This window comes from Streptomyces sp. GD-15H, assembly GCF_045291515.1.
Taxonomy (GTDB): domain Bacteria; phylum Actinomycetota; class Actinomycetes; order Streptomycetales; family Streptomycetaceae; genus Streptomyces.
On the sequence record NZ_CP149447.1, the window covers coordinates 360,939 to 378,206 of the forward strand.

15 protein-coding genes are annotated in these 17,268 nt (G+C 71.1%); 8 read left to right on the forward strand and 7 right to left on the reverse strand.

Translation table 11 applies throughout. The features are described from left to right. Positions 1-2: 2 nt before the first annotated feature. From WJ438_RS01730 to WJ438_RS01745, 4 genes are all read right to left on the reverse strand, one after another. Positions 3-2,915 carry a condensation domain-containing protein gene (locus WJ438_RS01730; protein ID WP_406723649.1) on the reverse strand — a complete coding sequence of 971 codons (2,913 nt, stop codon included), beginning with the start codon at positions 2,913-2,915 and terminating at the stop codon, positions 3-5. Continuing rightward, positions 2,912-6,022, reverse strand: a complete 3,111-nt coding sequence (locus WJ438_RS01735) for a condensation domain-containing protein (protein WP_406723650.1) — start codon at positions 6,020-6,022, stop codon at positions 2,912-2,914. Before WJ438_RS01735 ends, WJ438_RS01730 begins: the two co-directional genes overlap by 4 nt. Beyond that, positions 5,950-8,217 (reverse strand): condensation domain-containing protein, encoded by a 2,268-nt coding sequence (locus tag WJ438_RS01740; RefSeq protein ID WP_406723651.1) that lies wholly within the window; start codon positions 8,215-8,217, stop codon positions 5,950-5,952. The genes WJ438_RS01735 and WJ438_RS01740 overlap by 73 nt, the downstream gene beginning before the upstream one ends. Before the next feature lie 252 nt (positions 8,218-8,469). Then, on the reverse strand, positions 8,470-8,682 hold the full coding sequence (locus tag WJ438_RS01745; protein WP_406729557.1) for an MbtH family protein: 213 nt from the start codon (positions 8,680-8,682) through the stop codon (positions 8,470-8,472). Between the two features lie 561 nt (positions 8,683-9,243). Here WJ438_RS01745 and WJ438_RS01750 point away from each other — a divergent pair. The 5 genes from WJ438_RS01750 (at position 9,244) to WJ438_RS01770 (ending at position 12,566) form a co-directional block, all read left to right on the forward strand. Next, on the forward strand, positions 9,244-9,366 hold the full coding sequence (locus tag WJ438_RS01750) for a winged helix-turn-helix domain-containing protein (RefSeq protein WP_406723652.1): 123 nt from the start codon (positions 9,244-9,246) through the stop codon (positions 9,364-9,366). Further along, the gene (locus WJ438_RS01755) at positions 9,363-9,866 is read left to right on the forward strand and encodes a transposase (RefSeq protein ID WP_406723653.1); all 504 of its coding nucleotides are present in this window, start codon (positions 9,363-9,365) and stop codon (positions 9,864-9,866) included. Before WJ438_RS01750 ends, WJ438_RS01755 begins: the two co-directional genes overlap by 4 nt. After that, positions 9,863-10,210 carry a hypothetical protein gene (locus WJ438_RS01760; protein WP_406723654.1) on the forward strand — a complete coding sequence of 116 codons (348 nt, stop codon included), beginning with the start codon at positions 9,863-9,865 and terminating at the stop codon, positions 10,208-10,210. The genes WJ438_RS01755 and WJ438_RS01760 overlap by 4 nt, the downstream gene beginning before the upstream one ends. Positions 10,211-10,548: 338 nt before the next feature. Next, positions 10,549-11,997, forward strand: a complete 1,449-nt coding sequence (locus tag WJ438_RS01765; protein ID WP_406729558.1) for an NF041680 family putative transposase — start codon at positions 10,549-10,551, stop codon at positions 11,995-11,997. Positions 11,998-12,092: 95 nt separating this feature from the next. Continuing rightward, positions 12,093-12,566: an NUDIX hydrolase gene (locus tag WJ438_RS01770; protein ID WP_406723655.1), complete on the forward strand. Its 474-nt coding sequence runs from the start codon at positions 12,093-12,095 to the stop codon at positions 12,564-12,566. A 197-nt stretch (positions 12,567-12,763) separates the two neighbouring features. Here WJ438_RS01770 and WJ438_RS01775 read toward each other — a convergent pair whose 3' ends face one another. Continuing rightward, positions 12,764-13,402, reverse strand: a complete 639-nt coding sequence (locus tag WJ438_RS01775) for a hypothetical protein (RefSeq protein WP_406723656.1) — start codon at positions 13,400-13,402, stop codon at positions 12,764-12,766. Positions 13,403-13,525: 123 nt separating this feature from the next. Here WJ438_RS01775 and WJ438_RS01780 point away from each other — a divergent pair, with 123 nt between their 5' ends. After that, entirely contained in the window at positions 13,526-13,762 is a 237-nt protein-coding gene (locus WJ438_RS01780; RefSeq protein ID WP_406723657.1) for an Hsp20/alpha crystallin family protein, read from the forward strand. A 139-nt stretch (positions 13,763-13,901) separates the two neighbouring features. Here the strand turns inward: WJ438_RS01780 and WJ438_RS01785 are convergent, their stop codons facing one another. Both WJ438_RS01785 and WJ438_RS01790 read right to left on the reverse strand, forming a co-directional pair. Then, positions 13,902-14,957 (reverse strand): hypothetical protein, encoded by a 1,056-nt coding sequence (locus WJ438_RS01785; protein WP_406723658.1) that lies wholly within the window; start codon positions 14,955-14,957, stop codon positions 13,902-13,904. 908 nt (positions 14,958-15,865) lie between these two features. Next, complete coding sequence (locus WJ438_RS01790) at positions 15,866-16,234, reverse strand: hypothetical protein (RefSeq protein ID WP_406723659.1); 369 nt, start codon at positions 16,232-16,234, stop codon at positions 15,866-15,868. A gap of 104 nt (positions 16,235-16,338) precedes the next feature. Here WJ438_RS01790 and WJ438_RS01795 point away from each other — a divergent pair, with 104 nt between their 5' ends. Together WJ438_RS01795 and WJ438_RS01800 are read left to right on the forward strand one after the other, a co-directional pair. Beyond that, a complete protein-coding gene (locus tag WJ438_RS01795; RefSeq protein ID WP_406723660.1) occupies positions 16,339-16,470 on the forward strand; it encodes a hypothetical protein in 132 nt (43 codons plus the stop codon). Positions 16,471-16,806: 336 nt separating this feature from the next. Beyond that, positions 16,807-17,073: a hypothetical protein gene (locus tag WJ438_RS01800; RefSeq protein ID WP_406723661.1), complete on the forward strand. Its 267-nt coding sequence runs from the start codon at positions 16,807-16,809 to the stop codon at positions 17,071-17,073. Positions 17,074-17,268: the final 195 nt, after the last annotated feature.

A 17,268-nucleotide genomic window follows, 5' to 3' on the forward strand; every position in this document is an offset into this window, starting at 1 on the left:
GGTCAGCCGGCCAGGGAACGGTGTTCGACGACGACGCCCTTGGGGCGGCCGGTCGAGCCCGACGTGTAGATGGCGTAGGCGGGCGTGCGCTGCGGGGGCACGGTGGGCAGGGCGGTGCCGTCGTACCCGGCCACGGCCGCACACGTGTCCTCGTCGTCCAGCGCGATCCATGGGACGTCCGGTGGCAGGGGGACGTCCCGTGCGGTCCCGACGGTGGTGAGGCCGAAGACGGCGGCGGAGTCCCGCGTGGTGAACGCGACGCGCTCGGCGGGCTGGTCGAGGTCTATCGGTACGAAGGCCGCGCCGCTGCGGGCGACGGCCAGTACGGCGACGATTAGTTCGGGCGACCGGGGCAGGAGCACGGCGACGAAACGCTCGGGCCCGGCGCCGCGGTCGACGAGGAAGCGCGCCAGACGGTTCACCCGGGCGTCGAGTTCGGCGTACGAGAGCGCGACTTCGCCCTGGGTGACGGCGGTCCGTTCCGGGGTGCGCGCCGCCTGCCGGGAGAAGGCCTCGGGCAGGGACGGCACCGGGTCCGGGTGGGTGGTGTCGTTCCACCGCTGAAGCACCGTGTGCGTTTCGTCCGGGGTCATCACCTCGACGTGCCCGATGGGTGTGCCCGGGTCGGCGATCACGGCGCCGAGGAAGCGCAGCAACTGGGCCACGATCCGCTCGACCGTCCCGCGGTCGAACAGGTCGGTGGCGTACTCCACCGCGCCGAGGATCCCCTCGGGCTCGCCCTCGTGGCGCTCGCGGAAGGCGAACGAGAGGTCGAACTTGGCCACTCCGGCGTCCAGGTGGTGCCGTTTCACGGTCAGACCGGTGAGGTCGAAGCGTCCGGTCGGGTTGTTCTGGAAGGCCAGCATGACCTGGAAAAGCGGGTGACTGGCGAGTGACCGGGCCGGGTTGAGCTGTTCGACCAGGTGCTCGAACGGCACGTCCTGGTGCGCGTAGGCGGCGAGGCTCGTCTCCTTCACCCGGTCGAGCAACTGGGTGAAGGTCGGGTTGTCCGAGGTGTCCGTGCGCAGGACCAGGGTGTTGACGAAGCATCCCACGGCGTCGTTCAAGGCACCGTCGCCACGGCCGGCGATGGGGATGCCGAGGGGGATGTCCGTTCCGGCCCCCAGCCTCGTGAGCAGTGCCGCCAGTGCTGCCTGCACCACCATGAACGGGGTGACCCGGTGGCTCAGCGCCAGTTCACCGAGCGCCCGGTGCGTGGCGGCGTCGATGTCGAACGTGAACGACGCGCCGCGGTGGCTGGCCACGGCCGGGCGCGGCCGGTCCGTCGGCAGTCGCAGGGATTTCGGGATCCCTGCCAGCGCGTCCGCCCAGTAGGCGGTCTGCGCGGCGATCTCGCTGTCCTGGTCCTCGGGGTCGCCGAGCAGTTCACGCTGCCAGGTGGCGTAGTCGGCGTACCGGACGTGGGCCGGCCAGGACGGTACCCGTCCCGCCCGGCGCGCGGCATACGCCGTGGCCAGGTCCTGCCCGAGCACGGCGACCGACCAGCCGTCGGCGGCGATATGGTGCAGCACCAGAGTCAGCACGTGGCCCCTGCCCGGCAGGGCGAACAGCCGTGCGCGCAGGGGGAGTTCCGCGGAAAGGTCGAATCCGCTCCGCACCTCGCCCTCGAGTGCCGCGATCAGCTCGGTCTCCGCGACGTCGATGACCGGCAGGTCGATCGCGCAGGCCGGACGCAGCTCCTGGTACGGCTCTCCGTCGTGGTCGCCGAAGACCGTGCGCAGGGTCTCGTGCCGCTGTGCCACGTCACGCAGGGCCGCCCGCATGGCGGTGACGTCCACAGCCCCGGACAGCCGCAGCACCAGCGGCATGTTGTACGTCGCCGACGGTCCCTCCATCCGGCTCAGGAACCACAGGCGGCGCTGGGCGTACGACAGCGGCATCCGGTCGGGCAGCTCCCGGCGCCGCAGGACGGGCCGGGGGGGCCGGGCCTCGTCGAGTCGGCGGACCAACCGGTGGACGGACGACGCCTCGAACACGGCTCGTATCGGCAGGTCCACGCCCAGTTCGGCGCGCACCCGGCCGACCAGCCGGGTGGCCAGCAGCGAGTGCCCGCCCAGCGCAAAGAAGTCGTCGTCGATGCTCACGGCGGGCGAGCCCAGGATCTCGGCGAACAGCCCGCACAGGACCGCTTCGCGAGGTGTGCGCGGGGCTCGTCCCTCACTGAGGTCTCGCAGTTCCGGAGCGGGCAGTGCCCGGCGGTCCAGTTTCCCGTTCACCGTCAACGGCAGCGCGTCGAGGGTGACGATCGCGCCGGGCACCATGTGGGTCGGCAGCCACTGGGCGGCGAACTCGCGCAGCTGCTCACCGGTCACGCGCCGCTCGCCCGCCGGCACGACGTAGGCGGCCAGGCGCTGGTCGCCGGGGTGGTCCTCACGGACCACCCCGGCTGCCTGGGCGACGGCGGGGTGCCGGACCAGCGCGGACTCGATCTCGCCGAGCTCGATTCGGAATCCGCGCACCTTGACCTGGTCGTCGGCCCGGCCGAGGAATTCCAGGGTGCCGTCGGCGCGCCTGCGCACCAGGTCCCCGCTGCGGTACATCCGTGTTCCCGGAACACCGAACGGATCCGCCACGAAACGCCCCGCCGTCAGCCCCGGCCGGGAGATGTATCCCCGTGCCAATCCGGGACCCGCCACGTACAGCTCGCCTGCCAGCCCGGACGGAACCGGTCGTAGCCACTCGTCCAGGACGTACCCGCGCAGATCGGCGAGCGGCGTGCCGATGGGGCTGCCGTAGGGCTCGTCGGCGTGCCCGCGCTCCAGGGCGAGGTGGGTGACGTGCACGGTGGTCTCGGTGATCCCGTACATGTTGACGAGGGTCGGTGCGTTGTCGGCGTGCCGCTCGTACCACGCGCGCAGGCGCCCCGGGTCCAGCGCCTCGCCCGCGAAGATCACGAAGCGGAGTCGCAGGGCCGCGCTCCACTCGGGATGCGCGGCGTCCGCCGCGATGAACTGGGGAAGGCCGAGGGGGTCTGGTTCAGTACGGTGACGCCTTCGGTCGCCACCAGTTCGAGAAAGTCGTCCGGCGACCTCGACGTCTCGTACGACACGACCACGAGGCGGCCGCCGTGCAGGAGCGCGCCCCATAGCTCCCACACCGAGACGTCGAACGCGTAGGAGTGGAACAGCGCCCACACGTCGTCGGGGCCGAAGCCGAACTGCTCGCTGGTCGCCTCGAAGAGGCGCACGACGTTGTGGTGCGACACCGCCACGCCCTTGGGCTGCCCCGTCGAGCCAGAGGTGTAGATGACGTACGCGGGATGGGCGGGCAGCAGCGGTCGGGTCCGATCCTCGTCGGTCACGTCGTGCTCGGGCCACGATGCCAGATCGTCGGGCAGCCGGTCGAGCATCCAGCAGGGACCCGCGTCCCGGGTGATGTAGGCGGTGCGCTCGGCGGGGTTCTCCGGGTCGATCGGCACGTAGGCGGCGCCCGTCTTCACGACGGCGAGGATGGCCACCACCAGATCGGCCGAGCGCGGCAGGCTGACAGCCACGTACCGCTCCGGTCCGGCGCCGCGTTCGATCAGCCAACGCGCCAGCCGGTTGGCCTGTGCGTTCAGTTGCGCGTAGGTGATCGTCGTCCCGCCGGAGCGCACGGCCGTCTCGCCGGGGGCACGCCGCACCTGCCGCTCGAGACGCTCGACGATGGTGGCGGGTTCGGACACGGCCGGAGCCCACGGCGCCGAGAGCGCGGCACGCTCCTCGTCGCTGAGCAGGTCCGGCGCGGACAGGCGCTGGTCGGGGTTCTCCGCCATCGCCGACAGCACCCGTCCCAGACGCTGTACCAGCGCTTCGGCAGTGTGCGGGGTGAACAGGTCCGTGCTGTAGTTCAGCACGCCGCTGATGCCGCTGGCCTGTCCGCCTGCGGTCGACTCGCTCAGGTTGAGCGAGAGGTCGAACTTGGCCGCCCCGAGGCCTACCGGCTCCAGGGTGGTGCTAAGGCCCGGCATGGTGAAGTCCGGGTCCACGCCGGTCTGGAAGGCCAGCATGACCTGGAACAGTGCCTGCCGCGCCAGGGAGCGCCGGGGGCTGAGCGCCTCCACCACGTGGTCGAACGGCACGTCCTGGTGGTTGTAGGCGGCCAGGTCGGCGGCGCGTACGCGGGCCAGCAGCTCGCGGAAGGTGGGGTCCTGGGAGGTGTCGGTCCGCAGCACCACCGTGTTGACGAAGCAGCCGACCAGGTCGTCGAGGGCCTGCTCGTCCCGGCCCGCGACAGGGCTGCCGATCGGGATGTCGGTGCCCGCGCCCATTCTGGTGAGCAGAGCCGCGAACGCCGCCTGCAGGACCATGAAGACGCTGGTCCGGCCGTCCTTGGCGAGGCGTGCCAGTGCCTGGTGGGTCGGTTCGTTGATCCGTACCGGCACGGCGGCGCCGCGGTGGGTGGCCACGGCGGGCCGCTGACGGTCGAAGGGCAGGCCGAGTTCGTCGGGAAGGCCGGCGAGTGCGGTGGTCCAGTACGCGAGGTGCCGGGCGAGGCGGCTGTCGGGGTCCGAGGCGCTGCCCAGCCTGCGCTTCTGCCAGAGCGTGTAGTCGCTGTAGGAGACCGGCAGCGGCTGCCACGACGGGGCGCCGCCGGCGACGCGCGCCTCGTACGCCGTTGCCAGGTCCCGGGCCAGTGGCCGCAGCGAGAGTTCGTCGCACGCGATGTGGTGCGGCAGCAGGAGGAAGACGTGCTCGGCCGGGCCGAGCACGAAGAGAGTGGCCCTTACGGGCGGTTCCGCGGACAGGTCGAACGGGTACCGGACCGCGTCCGCCAGCAGGGCGGGCATCCGGGACTCCTCGGCGGGCACGACGGTCAGTTCGGGGCGTGCTCCGGCGGGGCCCAGGACAACTTGGTGGGCGGCGCCGTCGGCCTCGCAGACGACCGTGCGCAGCGTCTCGTGACGCGTCACCAGGTCGGCCAGCGCGGCCCGGAGCGCCTCGACGTCGAGCTCTCCGGAAAGCCGCAGGACCAGGGGCGTGTTGTAGGTGGCGCTCGGCCCTTCCAGCTGGTGCTGGAGCCATAGCTGTCGCTGGGCCGCGGACAGCGGCACCGGTCCTTCGTGCGGTGAGGGGCGGAGCGCGGTCCGGCCCGGTCCGTCGGCACCCAGACACCGGGCGAGGGCGGCGGCGGTCGGCATGTCGAAGACCGTCGCGACCCGCACCTCCTCCCCCAGCTCCGAGCGAATGGCGGTGACCAGCCGGGCGGCCAGCAGCGAATGGCCGCCCAGGTCGAAGAAGTTGTCGTCGACGCCGACCTCGGGTATCCCGAGAACCTTGGCAAACAGGCCGCACAGCGCTTTCTCGCGGTCGTTGCGGGGCGCCACCCGGGAGTCCGGCGAGCGCTCCGGTACTGGAGCGGGCAGCGCGTCCCGGTCGAGCTTGCCGTTGGGGGTGCGTGGCAGGACGTCCATCGTCACGACTCCGGACGGCACCATGTAGGACGGCAGCGCGTCGGCGACGACGGCGCGAACCTGGCCCACGTCGACGACCGCGCCCGGTGCGGGCACCACGTAGGCCACCATGTGCTCATGGCCGGACGGTGCTGTGTGCACCACGACGGCCGCCTGGGCGACGGCGTTCAGCCGGGTGATGACCGTTTCGACCTCGTCCAGTTCGACCCGGAATCCGCGCAGCTTGACCTGCCGGTCGGCACGTCCGACGAACTCCAGGTTGCCGTCGTGCCGCCAGCGGGCCAGGTCACCCGTGCGGTACATCCGGGTCCCGGGCTTCCCGAAGGGGTTGGCGACGAACCGGGCGGCGGTCGTGCCGGGCCGCTGGAGGTAGCCGCGGGCCAGGCCTGGTCCCGAGAGGTAGAGCTCACCGACGGTGCCCGGCGGGACCGGCTGCAGCGCCGCGTCGAGCACGAAGACCTGGGCGTTGGCTATGGGCTTGCCGATCGGCGGGACGACGCGCCCTCGCAGGGGATCGCTGAGCGTGGCGCAGACGGTCATCTCGCTCGGCCCGTAGGAGTTGAGCATGAGCCGGTCCTTCGACCACCGCTGGACGAGCTCAGGGGGCATGCCTCGCTGGCCACCACCAGCGTGATGCCCGTGGGCAGCGAGTCCGCGGGCAGCTCGGCGAGCATCGACGGCGGCAGCGCGACATGGGTGATGCCCTGCTCACGCACCAGTTCGCCTAGGACCGGTCCCACCAGTTCACGGCCTGCCAGCGCCAGCGACACCGTGGCGCCCGCCAGCAGCGTGATGAAGACCTCCCAGAACATCCCGTCGAAGCTCGGCGACAGGAACTGCAGCACCTCGGAGGTTTCGTCCATGCAGAGCTGTTCGCGCAGGGACGCCAGGCTGGGCACACCGGCGTGGGTGACCGTGACGGCCTTCGGGACACCGGTCGATCCCGAGGTGTAGATGACGTAGGCGGCGTTCAGGAGGGAGACCGCGTGCGTCCGGTCGGCGTCGGTCGGGTCCGTCATCGGGCGCCCGTCCCGGTCGTCGGGGGCGTCGGCGGGATCCAGGACCAGTTCCGGAATCGCGTGGTCGGGCAGCGTGCCGCGGATCTCTTCGGTGGTGAGCAGGCACACGGGCCGTGCGTCGTCGAGGATGAAGGCGACGCGGCCCGCCGGGTACTCCGGGTCCACCGCGAGGTAGGCCGAGCCCGCCTTGAGGGTGGCCAGCATCGCCACGAGGAGTCCGGGCGAACGGGGCAGTGCGAGCGCCACCACCTGCTCCGGTCCGACGCCGCGCGCGATCAGCCGGTGCGCCAGGCGGTTGGCCCGCTCGTTGAGTTCGCGGTACGTCACCGTGGAGGCGCCGTGGCGCACGGCAATCGCGTCCGGTGCCTGATGTGCCCTCGCTTCGAAGAGATCCGCGAGGTGGGCGGTGGGGAGGTCGTGGGCGGTGTCGTTCCACTGCTCCAGGACCTGGCGGCGACGCGTGGGCCCCAGAAGGTCGATGCCGCCGATCGGGCCGTCGCCCGTGGCGATCGACGCCGCCAGGTGTTCCAGGAAGACGAGGAAATGATCGTGGTGGGTCCGCAGCTCTTCAGGACTGTGACGGGCGGTGTTGCCGTCGAGGTCGATCCGCAGCGGGTTGCCGTCCGACCGGTCGTACACGGACAGCAACAGGTCCTCGACGTGTCTCATGGACATGTTGTGCGTGGTGGTGCGGAAGCCACCGAAGGTGAGGTCGTAGTTGAATGGCCACACGTTGACCGACGGTCCGAACCCCACCGGCCGGCCGAGTTCCTGGCCGAGTTGATCACCCCAGTAACGCTGGTGGGCGAGCAGTTCCCGGATGCCGTCCGTCGTGTTCGCGAGGAGCTCGGCACCGGTCATGCTCGGCCGCAGGTCCAGGCGCAGCGGAAGGACGTTGGTGCGCATGCCCGGTGTGGTGCGGGCGAGGGGCGTGGTCCGAGCGGTCACCGCCATCGACAGGACCACGTCCCGGTTGCCCGTCAGGCGGTGGACGTATCCCGCCATCGCCGCGATGGCCAGCCGTGACAGCCGCGCGCCGGTACGGCTCAGGGCCGCCCGCACCGCCTCGGTCGCGTGAGGGGCCAGGTAGCCGGTGTGGCGCAGCGGCTCGGCCGGACCTGACCCGGCATGGCTGGACAACTGCGTGGGCGTGGGATTGTCCGCAAATCGCTCGCGCCAGTACCGACCGTCGTCGGCGTACTGAGATGACCGGCGGTAGGCAACATCTTCCTCCAAGAGGTCCTGGACCGAACCGAACGGGGTCTCGTTAAGGGGCCGGTCCTCCACCAGCGCGGTGTAGAGCTCCGCCACCCGGCGGACGATCAGCGTCGTGGATGCCCCGTCCATCACGAGATGGTGCTGGTGGTGGAACCAGAAGTACCGGTCGGCGGCCACGCGGAAGAGCATGTGACCGAATAAGCGGTCCTTGTACAGGTCGAGAGATACGGACAGTTCCTGCCGCATCACCCGCTCCGCGGCTGCGCGTGGCTCGGGTTCAGAACTGACGTCCACGAAGTCCATCGACCACGCGGGGGTGGCGCCCACGGTCTGCCACGGTTCCCCGTTGTCCACGCCGAACCGGACATGCAGCGTATCCGCCTCACGGACGACTTGTTGGAGCGCCGCCTCGAAGAGAATTCGGTCCACCGGACCGTGGATCTCGATGTACTCGCCGCCACGGAAGACCGCTCGCGCCGGGTCGACCTCCCACGCGCGCCACATGCCAGTCTGCGTCGGTGACAGGGCCCAGCGGTTGACCTGTACATCCTTCAGTTCGTCAGGCAATGGTCTTCCTTCATGGCACGAGTCGACAGAAAAGGAGTTCGGATTCTCGGTGAAGGGCGGAGATCAGATGGCTGCTCAGATCGCACGGACAGCGCTGTCGAACCCGACGGCATGACTCCCGGCGTCAACCCAGAAATGACACACAATCTACCCGTGTCACGCGCGGACAAGATGAGGTGAAAATGCCGCCGTTCGGTGGTCACACGTCGGCGTCAGTGACTTTGGGTTGCGGACTTGCGAGGGCTCGCGGAATCAAGGCTTTTCCATGGCCTCAACGAGGCTCTTCGGGCGCATGTCAGTCCAATGTTCCTCGACATAATCGAGACAGGACTGTCGGGAAGCTGCACCGTGAACGGATCGCCAGCCGTCCGGAATCTCCGCGAAGGATGGCCACAGAGAGTGCTGCCCCTCGCTATTGGTAAGTAGAAAGAAAGTACCGTCTTCATCGTCGAAAGGATTCGCCATCTTCGTCGCACCTGCCAATCCAGAGAAGCGCAAGGCTGCTTGGTTATTTGCGGGACAACCCTGTTCTGTTCTATCGGCGACCTGTATAGGCACCGAAATCCTGGAAGATCACTCGGGTATTCAACATGCCGGGGCTAGCTCGCGCAATCGATTTTAAGACAGCCGCAATGCCACTTCAATTAAATGTATATTCGGTGCCATGTAGTGATCTTTGGGTCCGTCATTGACGGATCGAAGATATGCGGTATGCCCGATATTGAGCCGGAACTGATGGGTTGCCTGCTCGGTGACCGGGCGCGATCGAGGATGGGGACATGCGGCGTCTGCCGCCCGCTGCGCAGGAGGACCTGCGGCTGCGGGCGGTGAGTGCGCTGGAGTCGGGGCGGATCCGGACGGACGGCCAGGCGGCGGAGATGTGCGGGGCCTCCGAGCGGCCGGTGGGCACGTGGTGGCGGGCCTGCCGCACCGGGGAAGGCAGGCACCGCTCACGGCGGTGCGTGAATCTCGGGCGGGCAAGGGAGGGTGGTCGACGAGTCCGCCCGTGGAGCGGTCTTGCAGGCGATGCGGGATGACACCCCGGCCGACCTCGGGCAGAGCGGGGTGCTGTGGACCCGCGCCTCGGTGCGGACCCTGATCCGGTCGGTGTGCGGGGTGTCGATGACCGAGCGGGGTGTGGGCAAGTGACTGCGCCGGCACGGCTTCGCCCGCAGCAGCCCGCCCGCCGCTCCTGCCGGCAGAAGGGCGACGAGGTCAGCCGGTGGCTGCAGGAGGAGTATCCGGCGATCCGGGCCCGGGCGAGCGGGGAGAAGGCCGAGCCGGTCCGGGCCGATCGGTGCGGTCTGCGCTCGGACACCGCCCCGCCGGGACGCTCGTGGGCCCCGGCCGGAGTGACCCCGCTGGTGCGGGTGAACGGCCGCCGCTTCAGGGTCACCCTCATGTCGGCCGTCGCCTCCCGCGGGGCGCTGTGGTGCACCGTCTTCCCCGGCAGGTGCACCTCACGGGTGTTCTGCGCGTTCCTCGACCGCCTCGCCCGGCATGCCGGCCGCAAGGTCCACGTGATCGCCGACCGGCCCCCGGTCCACCGCAGCAAGACCGTCCGGGTCTGGCTCGCCGAGCACGCCGAGCGCGTCGAACTGCACCTGATGCCCGGCTGCAGCCCCGAGCTGAATCCGACGAGCTGTTGAACGCCGATCCGAAGCACCACGTCCACGCGGCCCGGGCCATCTCAGCCGACGCTCTCGCCCACGAGACCCGCCGCTTCCTGCACCGGCGCCGGAGGCAGCCCCACGTCGTCTGCGGCTACTTCGCCGCCCGCCACGTCCGCTACACGATCCAGTGGGAAACCCGTCAGTTCCGGCTCAATATCACGGGACCGTCCATGCAGTGGCTGGCCGGATGGCCCAGGCAGTTCATCATCGCGTGGCCCATCGCTTTCGCCGTCACGATGGTCGCCTGGCCCACGTCGATGGCACTGAGCAGTGCGATCCTTAAGTCCCGCAAGGGCAGGCCTGCCGCCGACGAGGCTTGACATCTACGCCACCGAGCCGGGCCCCTGGACCAGGGTCTCCACGGAGACCCTGGTTCCTGTTCCAGGTGCACCGCCTGCCCCGATGGATCCGTTCGCGTTCCCGTCACCGTGACTGTTCAGCGAACGGCGCAGTTCCCCCGGGGCGGTTCGTCCCGTGGTTTTGACCTGCCTTTCCGGATTTCGGAAACAGGTACTCAGCTTGTTCTTTATGGTCCGGGCTCGAACACCGGGTAGGACACCGTCACTCACCTGGGCATTCGCCGGACAGGCGGACGGCCTCCGCATGAGCATGCGTTCTGTCACCGAACCACACTCATACGAAGGCCGCAGGGGTGAGTCTGCTGCATCACGATGCCCGGCACGAGGCGTTCGACTTCACATCACACTTCCGGGAGGACCTCTACGCCTGCCTGACCCGGCGCGGTGACACCCTGTTCGAGCTCTGCGACGCGATGCTCTGCGAGAACGGGCCGGTGACCTCGCCGGTGGACCTGACACTGCTGGCCGAACACCGTCGCGGACACGGCGCGCTCTACGACGCGCTGAACTGTGGCCGCATCGACGCCGCACGGCTGCGCCGTGCGCTGGCCGTGCTCCCGCAGCCCAAGGCCGCCGACAACCGGCTCGTCCTGGCCGTCGACGTCAGCCACTGGCTGCGACCCGACGCCCCGTGCAGCCCGGACCGCCTGTTCTGCCACGTCTACGGACGCAGCGGACGCTCCAGTGACCAGCTGATCCCGGGCTGGCCGTACTCGTTCGTCGCCGCTCTGGAGAGAGGACGCACCTCGTGGTGCCAGATCCTGGACGCGCTCCGTCTCGGTCCCGACGACGACGTCGCCGAGGTCACTGCCCGCCAGGTGAGCCGGGTGGTGGCCGACCTGATCGACGGCGGCCAGTGGGAGGACGGCGACCCGGACATCCTGGTCGTCTGCGATGCCGGCTACGACGCCCCACGCATGGCCTACCTCCTCAAGGGCCTGCCGGTGGAGGTGCTGGGGCGCATGCGCGCGGACCGGGTGATGCGCAGGCCCGTCCCTGCCACCTGGACACAGCCGAGGCAGGGAGGCCTGCTGCTGAAGCACGGTGCGGAGTTCCGCTTCGCCAAGCCCGACACCTGGGGCGAGCCGGACCAGGCGACGGTGCAGGTCACCGACCGGTACGGCACCGCCCGGGCGATGGCCTTCGACCGCCTCCACCCGAAGCTGACCACCCGCAGCGCATGGATCGACCACACCGGTGAACTCCCCCTCATCGAGGGCACTGTGATCCGACTCGAAGTCGACCACCTGCCCGGCGGCCAGGACCCGCTGCCCGTCTGGCTGTGGTCCTCGAAGACCGGCATGACCAGCGAGGATGTCGACCTGCGCTGGCAGGCGTTCTTGCGCAGATTCGATCTGGAGCACACCTTCAGAATGATCAAGCAGACGCTCGGCTGGACCCGGCCGAAACTCCGCAGCCCCGAGGCGGCCGACCACTGGACCTGGCTGGTCATCGCCGCCCACACCCAGCTCCGCCTCACCCGTGATGCCGCCGCCGACCTCCGCCATCCCTGGGAGAAACCGGCCGAGCCCGGCCGGCTCACCCCCGCCCGCGTCCGGCGGGGGTTCCGGAACATCCGCCCGCACCTTCATTGCCCGGCCCGCGCACCGAAACCCTCAACACCCGGGCCGGGCAGGCCACGTGGATCGAAGAACCGCCACCCGGCAACCCGCCATGACGTCGGCAAAACGACCAGACGTCCCGAGAGCATCACTGAACGGAATCAGCACAAAGACCGCAAAGGTTAAATTTCAAGCTAAGAAGTTGATCTGGCTCCACTCTGCGCTCATGGCGCTGAATGGATCTTGGACACCGGGATAGGGTCCGGTGGGAGGTGCGGGGGATGAGTTTCCGGCTGGCGGCGTACGCCGTGTGCATCGAGGGCGGGCGGGTGCTGCTCTCCCGTCACGTGCCGCCGAAGGGCGAGAGCAACTGGACCCTTCCGGGCGGCAGGGTCGAGCACGCGGAGGATCCGTTCGACGCGGTGATCCGGGAGGTGGCTGAGGAGACCGGCTGCGACGCGGTGGTCGAGCGCCTGTTGGGTGTGGACTCCCGGGTGATCCCCGCGGCCGAACGTGCCGTCCCCGGGGGACCGGAGCATCAGAATGTCGGCGTCTTCTACCAGGTTCGTATCACCGGCGGCCAGCTGCGGCCGGAGCCGAACGGCGAAATCGCTGAGTCGGCCTGGACTCCGATTCCCGATGTCGCTTGCCTGCGCCGGTCGTCGCTGGTCGACATCGGCCTCGCTCTGGCTCAGACGCTTCCGGCGACCGGCCACGTCGCTGCTGTCCCGGTCGGCGGCCTGATCCAGCACTGAGGCTCCATCGACATCCGCACTGGTTGTCCCGCAGGCGGCGTCGTTCGCCGATGGGTCGGCCTGGCAGGTCCGCGACGTGCCCTCTTTGGGTGGAGCCAAATCACCTTGCTACGGGAGCGTGAATCACACCAATACACGCCCCTCCACTCCAGCAGTGGAGCCAGAACAGCTCCGTGCACTGGAGCCAAAACAAGTGCTTACAGACACCGCCGCCGTCCCGGCCGCCACAAAGCCGGCCCCGACACCCCCGCATCCGGCCGGACGCCGCCCCCTGGGCGCCTGGCCCACCCCCTTCCCTCCCCGCGTTCCGGGCACCTCAGCGACCGGGTGAACGCGGCAACCCCGCCGACGCGCACCACCCGAACCCGCGCAACGTGCCGCAGCCAGTACGGCATCGGTCCCGGCCCGGCCACCAGCGGCGCCACCCGCCCGAGACGGCGCCGTGCGCAGCCTCCCCGGCCGCCGTCGGCGCCGGGCCGGCGCGGGGACGACGAGGGGCCGGCAACGGCGGTGCGGGCCGGGGGGATGGCCGCGCGGTCCGGAGCCGGGGTCGGGGCCGCCAGGGCGCGCTGCAGATCCTCGAGGTGGCCGGCGCGTTCCTCCAGGCACGCCTTGAGGTGCCGGGCCTTTGCCTCGGCGAGGGCGCGGGCGGTGCGTTCGTCGGCGAGCGCCAGGGCGTGCCCGGGCCGCAGCCGCTCCAGCTCGGCCCGCGGGGCCGCCGCCTCGTCGTCGGTGGCGTCCCGCTGCACTGCGGCCGGCGCCTGGTCCCCGACGGCCTTCTCGTCGGGCGGGGCGGGGGCGTTGAGGCGGGATCCGGCGGCGAGCAGGTCCTCCACGGGGATCAGCCAGCCGCGGTTGACGGCGGCTGCCGGTCACTGGCACGACGCCACCGCACCGCTCGGGGTGCAGACGCCTCGGTGCCGATGCGGGCGCGGGTGTTGATGAGGATTCCGGCAGTCGTGGCGGCGTGCAAACCGACGCAGATCATCAGCGGCGAGTGCAAGGAGCGCGAGCGCACCGGCGTCCTGCGCCGCTCCACGCGGCGCACCGGCCGGTTCGAGTACCGCGCCGTCCTGCCCAGCGAGCTCAACGCCGAAGGTATCGGGGCGACGCTGAGCGAGGGCGTGCTGTGCGTCAAGGTGTTCAAGGCGGAAGCGGTAGAGCCGCGCCGTAGCGAGATCCGAGCCGGGGAGTGACAGCCTGCCGGCGAGCAGCCCTGGAGCCTGAGTGAGGGTGAGGCTCCAGGGCCTGCTCATGATGCCCCCGTGCGCGGCCTGCCGGGTGAGCGTGCTGCCTGCATTCACCCGCCGGCGGCGGCACGCTCACCCGCCTGGTTCACCGGGCGGTGCGGGCTTCGGCGGCGGAGATGACCTCCTGGCGCCGGCGGTGGCGCCGTTCGTACTCCTGGACCTGGCGGGCGACGCCGGCGGAGACGTTCTGCAGCCGGGCGGTGAGCTTGCCCGGGGCCATGGTGTCGTAGCCGGACCAAGGCTCGCGGCCGCGTAGCTGCTCGATGGCGTCCAGGACCGGGGGCCGGTTGGCGTGCGTGCGCTCGTATCCCTCGATCACTGTCAGCTCCGACTGGGACAGCAGGCGCAGCCGCTGCTGGATCTCCTCCACACTGAGCTGGCTGAAGCGGGCGATCGGCAACTCCTCCTCCCGGGTCACCGCACCCTGGACTCCTTCGGCCATCCGGGTCGGCCCGGGCATCTCGCGCACCGCGCCCTGGGCCGCCCCCCGGGCCCGCCGGCCGCCGCTCTGCGCGGCGTCCTGCACCCGGCCGGCGACGGCCCGCAGCGTGCGGGCGGCCGCGTCCGCCCAGCCGCCGCCGTTCGCGGCGCCGAATCCGTTGGCCGCGGCCGCCACGGCCCGGGCGTTCTGGGCGACGCCGTCCTCCAGCCTTTCGAGCAGTTCCTCGTCCTGGCGGCGCAGGGCGGCGAGCAGGTCGGCGGTGGCCTGGTCGTGGGCCTCTTCGGCGATGCTCTGCCCGGCCCGGCAGGCGGCCAGCGCCCGGGCGGTGACCGCGTACTCGTCTTGGGCGTTTTTCAGCAGCCGCCGCTCGTCGTGGGGCCGCCGGCCGCGCAGCATGTCCGTCACGAGCGTGGAGCCGATGGTCAGCGGCAGCATGGCGGTGCGCACGGCGCCGCGCGAGAGGAACCGCGCCATATCGAGGCTGTCGCCGACCAGCCCGCCGCGGGGCCGCAGCTCGCGTGCGTGGTGCTCGAGGCGCTGGAGGCTGTCCTGGACGTCGTCCACCTGGCGTTCGAGCATCTGCCGGTAGGGGCCGGGCGGGGTGATGGTCGCATCCGCCCTGAACCGGTCGAGTACCGCCTCGTGTGCCTCGCGGGCGTCCTGCAGTGCCGGTACGAGCGCGTCCGTCATCACTGTCATGGGGTGCTCCTGGGGAGTCAGGCGGCCGGTCCGGCCCGCCGTGCGTGGGGGAGTGGCTGCCCGCCGGGCATTGCCGCGGCCGGGCCACCGGGGACCATCCTGAGGCACCCCGAGCAGGATCGCCCGGAGGCTGGGCGCACCACCTCCGGACGCCTGTTGCCCTGTTGCCCTGTTGGGCCCAGGACAACAGGGGAAGAGAATGCGTTCCGCTTTCCGAAGCGGCTGACCCTCGCGCGCGGACCCGGGTGGGCGCGGCGCCGTTGGGGGGCCGGCGTGTGGGCTGAACGGGTGATGACGCGGTGGTGCCGTGTCGAAAATCCTGATCACGCGTTGGTCCCAGCGTGCATCCTCGCGTCGACGACGCGGTGCCCTGTGCGGCACCGCCCGGGCTGACCGGCGCCCGGCCCGAGCGCGCTGACCCGGGCGCCGGCGTCCGGCGGGACGGCAGGTGGGGCCGGGCCGTGATGGTCCTCTGCTCAGCGGTGATCGTTGCCGCTGCCGTGGTGCCTGCCGTTGCGGACCGGCTCGCGTGAAAGACTCCGAACCGGGTGGCCAGGGCCAGTCGGACGGCCCGGGCTCGACCGCGGCGGCAGCCGGAATGGATGCGCATGCGGGCCTGCGTGACCAGCTGGCCGAGGCGATCGCCGCCCTTCGCTCGCAGACCGCAGTGATGCTGTCGCATCCCCCCGGCCGTGTCAGTGCAGCCGGTGCCACCGGGCCGGAGGGCGAGTCGTCACCGGGCGCGCAGCCCTGATCAGAACCTGGGCAAGCCCGGGTGGGCAGCCAGGGCGTGTTGCTGGCCGACGAGGCCGCCACCCGTCGGCGACCGGGCGGTGCGGGCCCGGGCAGCTTCGGCGGCGCGGCGACAGCGGCCGGGAGCCGGCGAACAGGGCGCTCTGCAAGGCGCCTCAGCCGCGCGCGGAAATGAGGAAGCCTCGCAGGTCAGCACGCTGGTCAAGGGGCCGGCCGCGCCGACTACTTCCCTCGGAGCCCCCGCAAGGCTCCTGCGGGCAGTACCGGCCCGGTTCCGCCGGGCCCCCGGCGCCCTGCTCCGGGCCGGGCATCGCCGCCGCCCAGACCACCGCCGGGTGCTCACCGAAGTTCACCGCCTCGCACGCACCCGACACGCGCGCCCTGGGGCGCGTGGTGGCGAGCGTGCCGGGGCTCAGCCACTTCTTCGGCAGCCGCCCCCTGGGCCCCGCGGCCTGGACGATCGCGCCGGCGTCGGCGGCGGGCTCGGTGCCGGTGCCCCTCGCGGTCCGGGGCGCCGCCGGCACGCTGAGAAAAATTCACCCGCAGCACACCCGCGTGCGGCCTGCTGGATGACATCGGGGCCGACAAAGGAGTGGTACCCGGCACGACACACGAAAGGCGGCGGACCATGCCGCACATCCTCACCACGATCCTGACCCAGGTGGCGGTCGCCCTGCTCGAGGCCGCCGTGGTCCGGCTGGCCGTCCAGCTCTGGAAGGCCCTCGGCACGAGCGGGCGCCCGGCGGCCGCACACGCCTGAGCGGCCCCCGAACCAGCCTGCCCGAATTGTCCGTTCGGGCGGGTTTATTCGCGCGCATTGATGGAAGGCGGCCAGGGAGAGCCCTCGCCACTCACGCCGCACGGCAGGAGAGGAAGAGATGACTTCCCCGGATCCACAGACCCAGCCACCGCACCAGCCAGCCACGCCACAGGCCGCGGAGACCCGCGCTCCGGAACCCCAGCAGGCCCCGGCGGAGCACCCCAAGGAGAAGCGGACGGGCGGCAAGCTGCTGCACCTGCGCACCGCGCACGCCCGGGTTCCCATCCCCTACATCACCCCGGGCGACATGTTCTCCCCGCCGGCCCGGCCGCACCCGTGTCCACGGCCACGTCCCTGCTCCCCTCGCCCCGCAGGCTGGCCTTCTACGGCCTCCTCGGCGCCATGGCCGTGGTCGAGGCCGTCGAGTGGCCGATCGCGGTCGCCGTCGGCGCCGCCACCGAAGTGATCACCCGTGAGCAGGCCGCACGCCAGCGCGCCGAACACGAGCGCATCGAGCGGGACCGCGCCGAGCGCGAACAGGGCCGGCAGGCCGCCACCGAGCGGACAGAGCCCGGGGGGCCCGCGCAGCCAGCGATGGCCTGACACGTTCCCTGCGGGCGGTCGCCCTCAGCGGCTCGCGGCAGTGCCGGCCCCGGCGCGCGCCGGGGCCGGCGGGGTTTCGGCCTGCGGTGCCCCCGCAAAGGGGCTAGCGTGATCCACAGAGCAGGCGTGGTTCCGAAGTCGTTCGCCCGCGGTCACCTTGCCCGCGGGCGCATTGCTGTGCAGCCCTCTCCGGAC